Here is a 14540-nt window from a genome sequence, read left to right as displayed (position 1 = left end):
CACCCCCCCCAAAAAAATGAGAACTTCCACCTAGTAATCAGGAATTCAGGTCGTATTTCTGCGGGGATTCCCTACTTGTTGCCAACTAGGATGGGGCGAAAATAGCAGATCAGTACCTGGAGTTGTCTGCCTGTCAGGGCACAATATTCAGAGCTATTCAACATTTGCGTAACATTTATATGGAATTGGTGTAACATCCGCGTAGTATCAAAAACAGCTTGGTGGGCATGGGTAAACGACTGAAAAAGCTGTTTCATTGGCAGCCTGGGCGTGCGGAGTTCCTGTCGCCTTTAAGGAAGCTTACGCGCCCGGTTTTGCCGCTGGAAAGATTTCAGATCGGCATAGATAATACCCACATCGACATCTTCCTGAGCCCGAAGATCAGCACCACGGCCAGTGAACTGGTCAGGCGTATAGTCAATGAGGATCTTGCCCGGAACAATTGGGGCGAGGTGGGACCGGAAGCCTCCAGCAAAGATTTTGATGCTTTCAGAGATACCTACAGCGGTTTGATGGAAGTGGTCGTAGAGCGTGTGCATGACCGTGCAGCGGCGACTGAAGTCATTCAACTGTTGCATATGTCGTTATTGAAACTCCTGCTGGAGTTGCCTGGCCAGGAGATTAAACGTCTGCGGCATCAACTGCAACAGGATTCCAGCAATTTCTCACCTCAGCTGGCAGGGCGATCACTGGAGTTGCATGAGCGGGCCGTGGCGCTCGCAAAGCTTGAGCCGGGGGTCACCTATCGGACCCTGCGGCGTCTATTCAAGGTGGTTCAGCGACAGGAATCGACCAGTTTGCGCAAGATGCGCAAGTCGGTACTCGGTGCTTCCTGGATGGTTCCCAAGCTGGCACTTTTCAACCCTTTATTGCACCTGCCAAGCCTGACCTCCGAAGAGTATTTCATGAACCACTATCCATTGCTCTGCATGGATAATGGTGAACAGAACTTTTTTGCTCTTACCAATCAGATTGTCTGTGATCTGTTTGAGGATTATCTTCCTGAGTGGGCTGTTGCGGCTGATGAGCTATCCGAGCGGAATATTCCCCAGGGGCTTCGGATTAAGGAGCGGGATACCGGAGAGGGGATCTCCGGCTTTCTTGAAGGCCAACGCCTGCTTGAACAGTCGCTGCAGGATGAAGAATTCATGGTGCCGCGGACTTCCTGGTTGGATGTCCCAGACAATATCGAACGCCTCATTCAACCTGTAGGCGGACACTGGCTTTTCGGGCCTATGAATAAATCGCCTCAGCCCAATGCGCCATGGCATGACAAAAACTGGCCGGAATTCCAGCAACGTCTTGCGAGCGAATTGTTTCGGCGGTGTCTCAGGGCTGATATTACGCGCCGGGCCGTTGCCTCCTACCGGGCGCCACGTCTCTATAGGCAGTTGGAAGGGCGCATACCTGTCAAGGAGGTCTACCAGTATCTGGCTGGTGTCATACCAAAACGAAAACTGGTGCGCCGGCTCAGTGCACTGCCACAGAGTGAGAGCAGCAATGATATGGTCAGGGCACTGGACATGGTATCCAACCATATTCGGCGCATGTCCACGGCCAAACAGCAGGAGTATGTGGTTCGCTATATTCGGGATTTCCTTGGTTTTCGACGCGACCTCAAGCTGGCCTATTTCGTGAACCGGGCAATGGCACGGCTGAAACTGCTCTCCTCTCCAGAAGATATTAAGCTTTCGAAAGATAACGGAAGTCTCTACGACTACCCGTTGCGTACCGAGATTGAGCCGGATGAACAGAAGATCCAGGCGCATGTGGTTATGAAGGCGGACCTACGCGGCTCCACTGAGATTACCAAACAGTTGTTGACCAAGCGACTCAACCCCGCCACTCATTTCAGCATGAATTTTTTCGGGCCGATTACCAAGCTGTTGAGTGATTTCGGCGCACAAAAGGTATTTGTTGAGGGGGATGCACTGATCCTGACCATTCTCGAATATGAAGGTGCATCTCCCCAGTGGATGAGTGTGGCAAATTCCTGCGGTATGGCCCGTAAGATCCTCTCCGTGATGGATACGCAGAACACACAGAATCGCATGCATAATTTGCCGGAACTCGAACTGGGATTGGGCATCGCCTTCAGTGATGATGCGCCTGCCTACCTTTACGATGAGCGTCGCAAGATTATGATTTCCCCGGCGATTAACCAGGCTGACCGGCTCTCTTCCTGCTCGGCTGAGTTGAAGCGCAATCTGCAGTGGGCGAGACATAAAGGACACCGGGTGGAAGTGATGACAGAACCTGGGCAGGATAGCGAAGCGGGCAGACTGTTACGCTATAATGTCAATGGTATCGAGCTTGATTCTCCAGCATTTTTCAAGCTTAAATCGGAGCTGGCGCTGCACAAAGTGCGGTTACGGGACCGTGAAGGAGATTCACACTACTATCATGTTGGTCGCTATCTGGATCGCCACGGCACGACACACTGGCTGGTGGTGCGTGAAGCGCCGGTGTTGCTCTGGCAAGGTGATGTTACGGTAGGTCCCGAGCCGCTTGGGCGCCACTTCTTTGAAGTCGTCACTGAACCCAAACTGGTTGCCCGGGTTAAATCCAAACTCAGTTCAAAGCATAAGGATTCACGTAACGGTCCGCAGACGGGTTCAGCCGGTTAGTTCAATTTGGATAAATCATCGTCTAGTTGAACGTTAGTGTCGAATTAATCCCTATTTTGGTAGCACTATGCAGATATCAGTCAATGGAAAAATACACAATGTGGATGCCGGAGAAGAGACTCCGCTTCTATGGGTGTTGAGGGACCATTTGGGTCTCACAGGGACAAAATATGGCTGTGGTATTGGGGCTTGTGGCTCCTGTACTGTCCTGTTGGAAGATGAACCGGTTCGCGCCTGTCTTACCCTGCTGGGTGAGGTGGAGAATAAAAAGATCACCACCATCGAAGGTATCTCTCCAGAGAGTAATCACCCTGTTCAACAGGCTTGGGAGGAGTTGCAGGTGCCTCAGTGCGGCTACTGTCAATCCGGCCAGATCATCAGCGCTGTGGCGTTGCTGAGTGAAACGGATGAGCCAACCGATGAAGATATTGATGAGATGATGTCGGGAATTCTGTGCCGCTGCGGCACTTATCCCAGGATTCGCGAGGCCATCAAACTTGCTGCAAGGAAAATATCCGAACAGAGGACCAATCAATGAGATCCTTTAGCCCGGACAGAAGAAAATTTTTGAAATTGAGTATGGCGGCTGCGGGTTCCAGCCTTATTCTGGGCGTCAGTTGGAGTTGCACACAAGACAAGCCGTCAAACACGGATAATCAATCTGATAACTTCAGCCCAAATGCCTGGTTGCGGCTTGATCCCGACGGCTCGATCACCGTTATCGTCGCAGAATCTGAAATGGGTCAGGGGCCTTATACCTTGATGCCCATGATGGTCGCTGAAGAGCTGGAAGTGGAGTGGGACCGGATCAAGGTCGAACACGCTTCACTGGATCCCGTATACGGCTATCAGATGACGGGAGGCAGCGGCAGTATACGTAAGGGCTGGTCCACACTTCGTGAAGCGGGTGCAGTGGCCAAGGCGTTGCTGCTGGGCGCGGGTGCGCTTGCGCTTTCTGTTCCGGTGACAGAGTGCACCGCAAGGCTTGGTAAGGTGGTTCACATCCCGTCAGGCAGGGAAGTCGCATACAATGAACTCACTGATATCGCTGCCAAGCTGCCAATCCCAGGAACTGCCCAGCTAAAAGAGCCGAACGAATTCACCATCATTGGGCAGCCTGTACCGCGTCTTGATGTTCCGGAAAAGATCAACGGCAAGGCCCGCTTTGGTATTGACACAAAATTACCTGGGATGCTTTATGCCACCATCACTCACTGCCCTGTATTTGGTGGAAAGCCAAAAAGCATCGATGCCTCGGAAGCCAAATCCATCAAGGGTGTCAAAGACGTCTTCCCGATAGATGAGGGGGTCGTGGTTGTGGCTTCAGACACCTGGACCGCGTTCAAGGCGAAGGAAGTCCTAAGCATCGACTGGGAGTGTGGGAACAAAACCAGGATTTCTTCAGAGTCGATCATCAATCAGCTGAAAGCACGGCCTATTGAGGAAGCTCAAACTGCTTTGGAGGAAGGTGACGTCGAAACCGTCTTGTCAGGCAGCAACGCAGCAGTCACTGCTGAATATATCCAACCCTTCCAGGCCCACGTACCCCTGGAACCGATGAACTGCACAGCACATTTCAAGAGTGATGGCAGACTGGAGGTCTGGGCGCCGACACAGTCCCCCAGTTCTGCTTATGATACCGCAAAAGCCATCGTTCAGAGCAAAATAGAGCGTGGTCTGAAGAAGGTGCAAAAGAAGCTGCTCGGCATCCATGATGATAGCATCAATGTGCATACTACTCTGCTCGGTGGAGGTTTCGGAAGGAGGCTCAAGCAGGACTATGTGTCGGAGGTCGTACAGGTCGCTCAAAGATACGAACAACCCGTTCAGTTGGTCTGGACCCGAGAGGAGGATGTGCAACATGACCACTATCACCCTTTGACCTTGCACAAAATGAGGGGGGCGATAGATGAGAATGGTATGCCCATCGCCTGGGAGCACATCATTCACGGACTGAAAGTCAATGCCAGTGGTGCAGCTACCCTCCTCTATGACATACCGAACACACGGGTTCTGGTTCAGGATATTGGAGCGATTGTTCCTTGGGGGCCATGGCGATCTGTCGCACCCCACTACAATATCTTTGCGGTAGAACATTTCTTTGATGAACTAGCCCGAGCCGGCAATAACGACCCGTTGGAACTGCGCCTCAAATTGCTGAGAGATCATCCCCGGTTGAGTAAGGTCCTGGAAATTGCAGCAGACAAAGCCAAATGGGAAGCGCGTCCCAACGGGGCAATCTCTTATGGTGCTGCAGTGCTCTCCGAATGGGGTAGCAATGTTGCGCAGATCGTAGAGCTCGCAGAAACCGACAATAAGTATTTCCAGGTTAAGAAGGTGACTTGTGTGATTGACTGCGGCATTGTGATCAACCCTGACATTGTCAAACAGCAGATGGAGGGTTCGATCATTTTTGGCCTGAGTGCAGCCACCAAGTCGAAAATCACCATCAACAATGGCCGGGTGGATCAAAGCAACTACCACAACTATCCTATACTGGGCATCCACGAAACCCCCGAGATTGAAGTGATTATCGTCAATAATGAGGAAGAACCAGGCGGTATCGGCGAGCCTGGGGTGCCACCTTTAGCTCCAGCTCTTGCTAATGCAGTTCTTTCCGCTACTGGGAAACCGATTAGGGAGCTTCCAATATAATTGGACTCGTCAGAAAATTCGTGGGCGGTCCTCGGGACGGGTAACACTATGGGGGCAGGAGATTTACATAGAATCCGGGATACGATCAGGCACCAGATACACTGAACGTGCGGGAGCTGCATATCGGGGAAAAACTTTAGTGATGGCGCTACTTTGCTCGAAGCAAACAAGCAAAACAGCCCTGAAAACACTCTATCAGGATCGCAGGCAGATCGAATTGGATCTGCGTAACATCAAGACCACCATGGGCATGGAGATATTGAGTTGTCGCACTCCGACTATGGCGAAAAAGGAGATCTGGATCTATCTGTTGGCCGACCTGTTACCCAGCCAGCTTAGTTTCAAGCATACCTTGCAGTCGTGGCTTTCCTGGAGGTGGGGTGATCCTGGAAATTACGGTGACGAAAAACTTGGCCGTTTGTTCATCATGATTGCACAACAGCAAGTTGGGAAGCGACCCGGATGCATTGAACCTAGGGGCACTCAAGAGACGAGCGAAATTCTTTCCTCTGCTCATTAAATCCAGTCATGCAGCAAGGGATTAAATCAGGATAAATGGACATCCCAAGAAGCTTAAGTAAGTGCCATTTCGCGCCGAGCAAAGCTCGTCGCATCTTGCGGGGTGAAAGTCCCCGCCGGGTAAGGGCTAGCCACCCACCCGTATTGAGTCTTGTGTCCGTGGCAGAGCCGAAGGAACGGTGAACAAGGCGGGCGAAGCGTAGACAGAGAATCCTGTAGGCCGCAAGGGTGGTCGTGCACCCTGAAGAGCTGGTACAGCTTCGAGATTTAGCTTCCGCGGATGCCGAGGCTTTAATGGCCCACCGAAGGCAACACAGAAGCACCCGGAAAGGCGAGGCTGTGGAGATCAGTCGGAGTCGACAGGCCGTGGCATGCAGGAAGAGATGAGATGTAGAACTCGGGAAGCCATGGCTGGCTCCCAGCAGGAAGAAGCATGAACGCAAGACATACTGATCTGAGGTACAGAAGAGGAAACTCGGACACAGGACTATGCAGTCGTCTAAACGCACATTGTGGAAGCCTGGATTTGGGCAGGCAGGTGACTGCCGTATGCCACCAGGGACTCTTATCAGGCATAGTACTCAGCGCATGGGAAAGTCATGAACATGGGGAAGGACCTGACGGAGTTGTTCCGAGAGGAACTGTTCAGACTTTACAGGGAACTTAGGCATCTAGACGAACGTATCGCCCACTACGACAAGAAGATCAAGCAGATTGCACAAGCAGATGAGCGTACGCAGACGATTCCCGGGGTTGGGTCCATGATTGCGACAGCCCTGCTGACAGCAACCGGTGACTACGCGCCTTCGCTTCGCTCTCCATCGCGCGCAGCGAATGGTGGGGTCACCCTGGAGGGTGTTCACATGATGGTCTTGTCTTGCGCGAAAGCGAGTACGACCGAGGAACCGGATGCGGGAAAACCGCACGTCCGGGACTGTGCAGGGGGTGCCGGGTAACCGGCGCTCCTACTGCGAGACTGGTCTTGACCAAAAATGGTGAGTTACCTGACCAGTATGCCCTCCATCAACAGACTTTCCACCTTTGCACTCAGGTTGCGCACCTGATCTCGCTCATCCGCAATTCCGCATAGCTGGCCCCCCGTGATCAGCATGGCCAATCCATGCACCATGGACCAGGTTGCCAGCGCAAGCAATTCAGTCTCTTCATTGCGAAAAATTCCGGACTGCTTGCCGCTTTCTATCAAGCTTACCAAACCCTGAAAGGCGTTATCCGCTTCAGAATCCAAGTTCTCTTTTGGACATTTTTCCGTATCGATGAAGCCGCCGAACATCAACTGCGTGATCTCGGGGTTGTCCAATGCAAGCTCTACATAAGCGACACCGGTTTCGATCAGTTGCCGCTTCGGGTCACCATCAAACTGCATGGCGGCGTTTCGTGTTCGCTCTGTCAGTGTTTTGAAACCTGTTTCGGCAATCGCCGAAAGCAGCGCATTTTTATCTTTGAAGTGACGATAGGGCGCAGTGTGGCTGACACCTGCCTTTTTAGCCAGTTCACGAAGACTGAATGCATTTGGGCCTTTGTCGCGGATCAGTTCGATTGCCGCGGCGATCAGCGTGTCATGCAGATTACCGTGGTGATATGTTTCGCCAGATTTCTTGTTCATTAACAATCTCCTCAGAGGGAGTATATCAGTCGATGTTGACATTGCATACATCCATGTATACACTGCCAACATTGGTGTACGCATGTCGATATCATGCTTTGTCCTCCATGAGTTCGTAAGCCTGATCAAGCGTAGCGGATCAGGCAATGGATTAGGTACAACGCATAGTGCTTGCCAGTTCCGCTATGCTTGAACCGGCCTACACTGAAATAGCGCAAATAGTGACATAGGGAGTGGAAGTGATGCAGAAGGTTTTGGGAGTGCTGCTACTGATCAGTGGCCTGATCGCTGCTGATATCCATGCAAAGGAGCTGGTGACGGCACAAGCCGCAACGCAACGGGAGGTGCTCTCGGGGTTTACCAGGGCACGCACATTGCTGACACTCTCCGCAGAAGCCTCAGGCAGGGTGGAGGAGGTAAATGCTGATGTGGGTGACCGAATCGACGCCGACCGTCAGCTGGTTTGTCTTGATGACACCTTTATCAAACTGGACCTGCGTGCCAATAGCGCTGAGACACAACGTCTTGAAGTCGATGTCCGCCACTATCGAAAGCAGGTGAAACGTTTCAGTCAGTTGCTGAAACAGAAGAGCTCCTCCGAGAGCCAGCTTGACGATGCGCAACGCAATCTTGACAGCGCCCGCAGTCAGATTGCTTCCCTCAAGGTGCAGAAAGAGAAACTGCGTGAGAAAAAGAAGCGCCACTGCATAAACGCGCCTGATGGTTGGCATCTGGTCGAGCGCCATGTGGAGCAGGGGCAGTGGATCAATAGCGGCGAGCCGGTGGTCAGGGTTGGAGATTACAGCCGACTGCTGGTCCCATTCGCACTATCGTTGCCGGAATTTCAGACCCTGCAGGGGCTGGGTGAGAAGTTGGTGCTCTTTCTGCCCGGACTGGGCCAGAAGATGGTGGCGAAGATCGAGCGGGTCTCACCCTCCTTTGATGAAGCCTCCCACAAGATCTATGTTGAATTGGAGATAGTGGTAGATGCCAGGAGTGCAAGGGGTGGACTGCGTGCTGAGTTGACACTCGATCTTCCCGCCCGTTCCGGGGCAGTGGTATTGCCTGCAGGGGCAGTGTCGGAACGCTATGAAGAGCACTGGCTGAAGCGTGCAGACGGCAGTGATATCAGGGTTGTATTCCTGGGTCGTGCGAAGGGCAGGGCAGGGGAGTGGGTCAGGGTGACGGCTCCCGAGGTCAAGCCAGGCGATGAATTCGTCATGGGTGGGGAGTAATCCGGTATGGAATCGGTGGTCAAATTCTCGCTAAAACAGAAGGTTTTCTACAACCTGATGTTCGTCGTTCTGATCGTAGTGGGATTTATCTCTCTTTTTTCCTTGCCGGCGGAACGCTACCCCAATTTTGGTTTCGGAGAGGTAATCATCTCCACGGTCTATCCGGGGGCCTCTCCGGTCGATGTGGAGAGTCTGGTAACCCGCAAGATTGAGGAGGCACTCGAATCGGTAGATGATGTGGAGTGGATCAGTGCCACATCATTCAGTGGACGATCCCACATTCGCTTAAAGTTTGTCGATGACGCCGATTATGACACGCTCTATAACGAAGTTCGGTTTGAGGTGCTCAATGTTATCAGCGAACTGCCGGAAAGCGTTGATCCGCCCAACCTGATCAATGCCAAAGTGCAGGACTGGCTGCCGGTGATCGTGGTGAATTTCACTGGAGATCATGAAAACCGGGCGCTGGCCCTGATGGCTGGGGAGATGAAAACCCGGCTGCAGAAGATCGGTGGAGTACAGGAGGTTGAACTCTCGGGAGAGTATGTCCAGGAGTTTCACGTCAAGCTCGACCCGGAGAGGCTTAAATCTCTTGGGGTCAGTTTCAATGCTGTCGCCAATGCATTAAACAGGGCCAATGTGTCACTGCCCGCCGGTAATTTCAGTAACGGTGCAGGTCAATTCCTGGTCAAGGTTGACGAACGCTTCGACTCTCTGAAACAGGTTCTGGGGACAGTGATCCGGGTTGATGCTGATGGCAGCCTGGTACGGGTTGAAGATGTAATAAGCCGGGCCGGGATGGGCTATCGGGATCCAACCGTGATCTCGTCGGTAAACGGCAAACCTTCACTGGCGCTGAAGGTGACCAAGTCGGATGCCGGCAATGCCATGGATATCCGTGATGCTGTCGCGGCAGTGGTCGATGAGTATCGCCCCCTGCTGCAGGCACAGGATGTAGGGCTGGTCCTGACCCAGGACTCCACCGTCTATATCAAGGACGGCCTGAACACCCTCGGTATGAATATGCTGGTGGGTATCACTCTGGTCTCCCTGATTATCTGGTATTTCATGGGTATACGTAATGCCGGTCTGGTTACCATCGGCATACCCTTCTCTTTCATGATCACCATGCTGATCATGTACCTCACCGGAAACAGCCTTAACGAAATCACGCTCTTCTCCTTTGTTCTGGTGACTGGGATTGTGGTGGATGATGCCATTGTGGTGACGGAAAATATCTATCGTCATGTGCAGGAAGGGCGCCCACTGCGGGAGGCGATCGTCAAGGGAACTTCCGAAGTGGCCCTGCCGGTGATCGCAGCAACAATGACAACGGTGGCAGCTTTTCTGCCGATGCTGATCATGAGCGGAACGACCGGACAGTTTTTTGCCTTGGTGCCGAAGGCGGTCACCTTTGCCATAGTGGCCTCGCTGGTCGAATGTCTGCTGATCCTGCCCATTCACTACCTCGACTTTGGGCCCAGAGCCGATAAGAAAAATACCGCAGTGAAGCGGGACAATGCCCTGATGCGGGTGTTGCGGCGTTTTACCAGCAGCCTGCTGAAATTGACAATGCGTTTTCGCCTGACCAGCGTGGTTTTGGTGATGCTGCTGTTCGGTGCTGCTGTGGTCGTGTTGGGTCTGTCGGCCAGCGGCAAGGTGCCGTTGATCCGTATTCAATTCTTTCCCGATGACTACAAACTCTACTATGTCGATGTGGTGGGGCCAGGCAGCATACCGATCGAGGTGGTGGACAAACGCGTGCGGAAGATCTCTGAGGCAGTGATGGCAGATGGGCCGGGGATGGCCAAGGCAGCGGCCGGTTATGCCGGTTTCTATTTCAATGAGGATTATGAGCCGGTCTATGGTAACAATCACGGTTCGGTGATGGTGACCATGCCATCAGCGAATGAACAGACGTTTGATGATCCCCTGCTGCATTTGGATCGGATGCGGGAAAAACTCAAACCGATCTTTGAGACAGATGGGTTTGAACTGCACATTCACCCGCAGAACGATGGCCCTCCAAGTGGCAAGGACATCAACGTGCGTGTGGTGGGTTCAAATATCGAATCGGTGTCGGCCTTGGCGACGGATCTGCTTGATCATATGCGCGGAGATCCGGATATTGGAACTCACTTGCTTGATCTGGCGGATGACCGGGGGCTGCCGAAACGGGCGATTCAATTTGAAGTGCTGCAGGATCGAGTAGCTGAGTATGGACTCGACAGCGCGCATGTGACGCAGTTGGCCGCCAGTGTATTGGATGGCCGCTATCTGGGTAAATACCGGCACATTGATGAAGAGGTTGATCTCAAACTCTATATCGATCCGGAGAGGCTGAAAGAGCCGGAGAATGCGCTCTATATTCCGGTTGTGGAGGATGCTGAACGTCCTCTCCACCTGGCCGATCTTGTCAGAATCCATACTTACAGTGAAGCCGGTGAGATAAAACGATATCGGGGACAAAGAGCCATCAGCCTGAAGGCAAACATCAAGCCGGGTGCACCGACCTCGACGCCTGCCATCGTGAACGGGGTAAAGCGCTATTATGAATCTGTCCGTGATTTGTATCCCGGCGCAACGGTCACTTTTGGTGGCGAGCATGAAGATACGCAGCGGTCATTCGAGTCGTTGGCCTACGCTTTCATCATTGCAGTGTTGGTCATGTATGTGATCCTGGCAACGCAGTTTCAGTCCTATCTACAACCGTTGATCATTCTGTCTGCAATCGTCTTTGCGTTGATTGGCGTGGTGTTCGGTAAGCTGGTGAGTCAGACACTCTTCACAGTCAACAGTTTTATTGCTGTCATCGGCGTTGCGGGTGTAGTGGTAAACGATGCGCTGGTACTGGTGGATTTTATCAATAAACGCTATCGACGCGGTATGTCACGCCGGGAAGCAATCGTTGACGGAGTCCAGGTTCGATTGCGCCCTATTGTCTTGACGACGCTCACCACTACTCTGGGCCTGCTGCCGATGGCAGTAGGTTTTCCAAGCTATTCGCTCATCTGGGGCACCATGGCTTCGACCTTTGTTGCCGGACTGGCGACGGCAACCGCCCTGACCCTGTTTATCGTGCCCGTTTTGTGGGATCTGTTGCAGGGCTTGCAGGAACGTCGTGAACGCAGAAAAGCGCTGCGGGCAACGAACTGATAAAATCGGTGTCCTGTTTTGTGAGTTGAGACCCCCTCAATGAAATTGCTTGCCCTCGAAACTGCTGCCGAAGCCTGCTCCGTTGCCCTCTCAATCGATGGTGAGATTCACTTGCGCTACGAAGTACGCCCAAGAGGTCATAGTGAACTGGTACTTGCCATGATGGATGAACTGTTGAATGAGGCGGGTTTGGTGCCGCCGCAACTGGATGCCATTGCATTCGGCCGGGGTCCGGGATCATTCACTGGAGTGCGGATTGCCACCGGTGTGGTTCAGGGGGTGGCATTTGCAGCTGACCTACCGGTAGTGCCGGTCTCCACGCTTGCTGCTTTGGCCCAGCGTGCCTGCCGGGAGAGCGGCTTTAAGCGGCTGTTGCCGGCGTTTGATGCGCGCATGGGTGAGGTCTACTGGGCGGCTTATCATCTTGGTGCAGCTGGACTGGTTGAATTAGAGGGTAGGGAAACAGTCGCGAAAGCCGAAGATGTTAACCTTCCGGATGGTGATGGCTGGTACGGTGTCGGGACAGGCTGGGCTGTGTATGGTGGGCTGTTGGCAGAACGTATGGGTGCAGGTTTGGAAGAACAGATGCCTGATCTCTATTGCAGTGCGGAGGATGTGGCCCTGCTGGGTGTGGCGGGTTTTGAGGCGGGGAATAGTGTGGCACCTGAACTGGCCTTGCCGATCTATCTCAGGGATCGTGTTGCCAATAAAAAAGCCGGGTAACTATTCAGCACAATTCAACATAACCCGGCCAACAGCTGTTGGGTTACGTGGCGCGTTTAGTGTTAACAGACCCTAACAGATAGGCCGGTTCAAGCGCAGCGGAACCGGCAATCCCGATCCGCTACGCTTGATCAGGTCTACGATCTCTCAGCTAAGGCACTTTTCCAGGATTTCCTCTCTTTTCTATATCGCATGATTGCATTGAGAATCTCATCTTTGCGCTTTTTTCTGTGAGCCGTTGAATTTATAAGTGCAAAACACCGGGAATTTTTTCCAAAATTATTATCTATATTATTTATAAACAGGTTGAAGTTTTCGGCTGCAGGCTCTATTGTCTTCGATTGATTCCACCAGCTGTCTTTGTTGGAAAAGATTATCTTTAACTGTTCCAACTTGCCCACTATCTCTGTGCGCTTTTCACTGTATTGCCGAAGGATGTTTTCTTCTGTTGTGCCCAATGTCTGAACGATGAATGCCTTGGCTGGCATCTGCATTGGATAACCTGCCTCAGCCAGTTTTTCGATGGTAAACAGCATTACATCACCAAAAAACTGCCGTTCGAACTCTCCTGACAGGTCGATGTTGTCGGCCCGTTTCTCTATGCCGGGTCTGAATTCTGATTGGCCGGTCTTTTCTACCGTTCGATTGTGGAGCATCGGCAGGTTTGCCGAGATAAATTGATCTTCTAACTCGGATCTGATCAGTCTTCCAAGGACAGGTCCTGCCATCCTTAGTTTGAGGCTTGCGAACGGGATGAAATGGTTCAATCCATTTTTGTTGAAAATATAATTTCCGGTATAGACGGTTCTTGCGGGAGTGGTGTTGTGAATATCGACTTCATGGCTGAAGTAACTTTTTCTGGTGGGATGCTCTCCATAAAAGAACTGGTTTAACTTGCTGGAGAAATCTACAAGGCAGTGACAGTTATCATGCTTGCCATCCAGTGTGCAGTTGTATCTATAGGTGTTTGATGTTGGTGTGAAGCCAAACAGATTGGCCATGTCGTGATAAGCGGCCTCGTTGGCATTGCGGCGGGCTGCCTGGTGGAACTGACAGGAGTGTCCGGCATCTGATTCTACCATTTGAAGCAAAAAGGCAATGACGTCATCAAGAAATGTTCCGGTCATAACGGAAGGAGAAACGGGGGGGTCGCCGACCACCTTTCCCGTCAGTACGCTGATTTCATTAGATGAAAATGCCCTGTCCAATTCGTAAAAGTAGTTGATGGCGTAGATATCCTTATCGCCATTATCTGATTGAACCCTGGCTCTAAATTCCTGATCGCTGTCAACAAAATAGAATAGAAGATTCTCCTCCTGCTTGTTCATCTCATTCAGCTTGAGATAGACAATATTACGCATCAAGGACGGGCCTTTGTGGTAGAAGGCAGATCTGTCAAAGCTTCCCAATACACCTGCCAATGATTTTCTCTTTTCATTTGTCAGTTGGTCGATCTGTTCCAGTTGCTCTTCTTGACCAAAGTAGAGGGTTTCAAGCCCGTGATCATTGAAATAATGAGAGATTTCCCTGTTATCCAGAATACTATTTGAGTGTTTTGAGTCATCGGCAATAATCACGGATACTTTGTTGAATTTGTGATCCTGGAATCCACCATATTGAAACAATTGACAGAGATTGAGCAGGCTGGTCAGACAGTTTCGCAGATGTTGAGGCCTGTCGGCGACAGGAATAATGATGACGAATTTATGCCTGGAATCGCGCCCCGTTAAGGCAATATGGCTCTCCATCTCCTGAAAAAGCAGGTGATACCATTCGATGAGTACGTCATCGTAATTTGATGTCAGGAAATCTTTTTCAATATTTTGAATGGATGTTTGATAGACGGGAAGAATCTCATCGATCTGTTTCTGAGCAGAAGATAGAGATAGTTTCTTCTTGAGTGATTTGTTAAGAAGGTTTAATGCTGGATTATTGGTGTGTGTCTCAAGAAAGCGGGTGAGAATTTTGTAAGAGGCCGAAACCATAATGCATGAAGCCGTG

The 14540-nt window shown here is 51.7% G+C and carries 10 protein-coding genes; 8 read left to right on the top strand and 2 right to left on the bottom strand.

What is annotated here, in order from left to right:
- The first annotated feature begins 227 nt into the window (after window positions 1-227).
- From HPY30_05000 to HPY30_04980, 5 genes are all read left to right on the top strand, one after another.
- Window positions 228-2627 carry a hypothetical protein gene (locus tag HPY30_05000; GenBank protein QYZ65395.1) on the top strand — a complete coding sequence of 800 codons (2400 nt, stop codon included), beginning with the start codon at window positions 228-230 and terminating at the stop codon, window positions 2625-2627.
- A gap of 67 nt (window positions 2628-2694) precedes the next feature.
- Entirely contained in the window at window positions 2695-3165 is a 471-nt protein-coding gene (locus HPY30_04995; GenBank protein QYZ65394.1) for a (2Fe-2S)-binding protein, read from the top strand.
- Between the two features lie 41 nt (window positions 3166-3206).
- On the top strand, window positions 3207-5282 hold the full coding sequence (locus HPY30_04990; protein QYZ65393.1) for a xanthine dehydrogenase family protein molybdopterin-binding subunit: 2076 nt from the start codon (window positions 3207-3209) through the stop codon (window positions 5280-5282).
- A 142-nt stretch (window positions 5283-5424) separates the two neighbouring features.
- A complete protein-coding gene (locus HPY30_04985) occupies window positions 5425-5802 on the top strand; it encodes a hypothetical protein (protein QYZ65392.1) in 378 nt (125 codons plus the stop codon).
- Between the two features lie 598 nt (window positions 5803-6400).
- A complete protein-coding gene (locus HPY30_04980; protein QYZ64510.1) occupies window positions 6401-6757 on the top strand; it encodes a hypothetical protein in 357 nt (118 codons plus the stop codon).
- Window positions 6758-6801: 44 nt separating this feature from the next.
- Here HPY30_04980 and HPY30_04975 read toward each other — a convergent pair whose 3' ends face one another.
- Window positions 6802-7425, bottom strand: coding sequence for a TetR/AcrR family transcriptional regulator (locus tag HPY30_04975; GenBank protein ID QYZ65391.1), 624 nt, complete (start codon window positions 7423-7425; stop codon window positions 6802-6804).
- Between the two features lie 242 nt (window positions 7426-7667).
- Here HPY30_04975 and HPY30_04970 point away from each other — a divergent pair, with 242 nt between their 5' ends.
- Genes HPY30_04970 through tsaB form a run of 3 tightly spaced genes read left to right on the top strand, consistent with a single transcriptional unit; the run spans window position 7668 to window position 12539 of the window.
- On the top strand, window positions 7668-8660 hold the full coding sequence (locus tag HPY30_04970; protein ID QYZ65390.1) for an efflux RND transporter periplasmic adaptor subunit: 993 nt from the start codon (window positions 7668-7670) through the stop codon (window positions 8658-8660).
- A 6-nt stretch (window positions 8661-8666) separates the two neighbouring features.
- The gene (locus HPY30_04965) at window positions 8667-11816 is read left to right on the top strand and encodes an efflux RND transporter permease subunit (protein ID QYZ65389.1); all 3150 of its coding nucleotides are present in this window, start codon (window positions 8667-8669) and stop codon (window positions 11814-11816) included.
- A gap of 39 nt (window positions 11817-11855) precedes the next feature.
- On the top strand, window positions 11856-12539 hold the full coding sequence (gene tsaB, locus HPY30_04960) for a tRNA (adenosine(37)-N6)-threonylcarbamoyltransferase complex dimerization subunit type 1 TsaB (protein ID QYZ65388.1): 684 nt from the start codon (window positions 11856-11858) through the stop codon (window positions 12537-12539).
- Between the two features lie 137 nt (window positions 12540-12676).
- Here the strand turns inward: tsaB and HPY30_04955 are convergent, their stop codons facing one another.
- Window positions 12677-14524, bottom strand: coding sequence for a hypothetical protein (locus tag HPY30_04955; GenBank protein QYZ65387.1), 1848 nt, complete (start codon window positions 14522-14524; stop codon window positions 12677-12679).
- Between the last annotated feature and the right edge of the window lie 16 nt (window positions 14525-14540).

Source organism: Gammaproteobacteria bacterium (ex Lamellibrachia satsuma) (assembly GCA_019623805.1).
In the GTDB taxonomy this organism is placed as follows: Bacteria; Pseudomonadota; Gammaproteobacteria; order Chromatiales; family Chromatiaceae; genus QGON01.
This window is presented reverse-complemented; position numbering and strand designations above follow the sequence as displayed.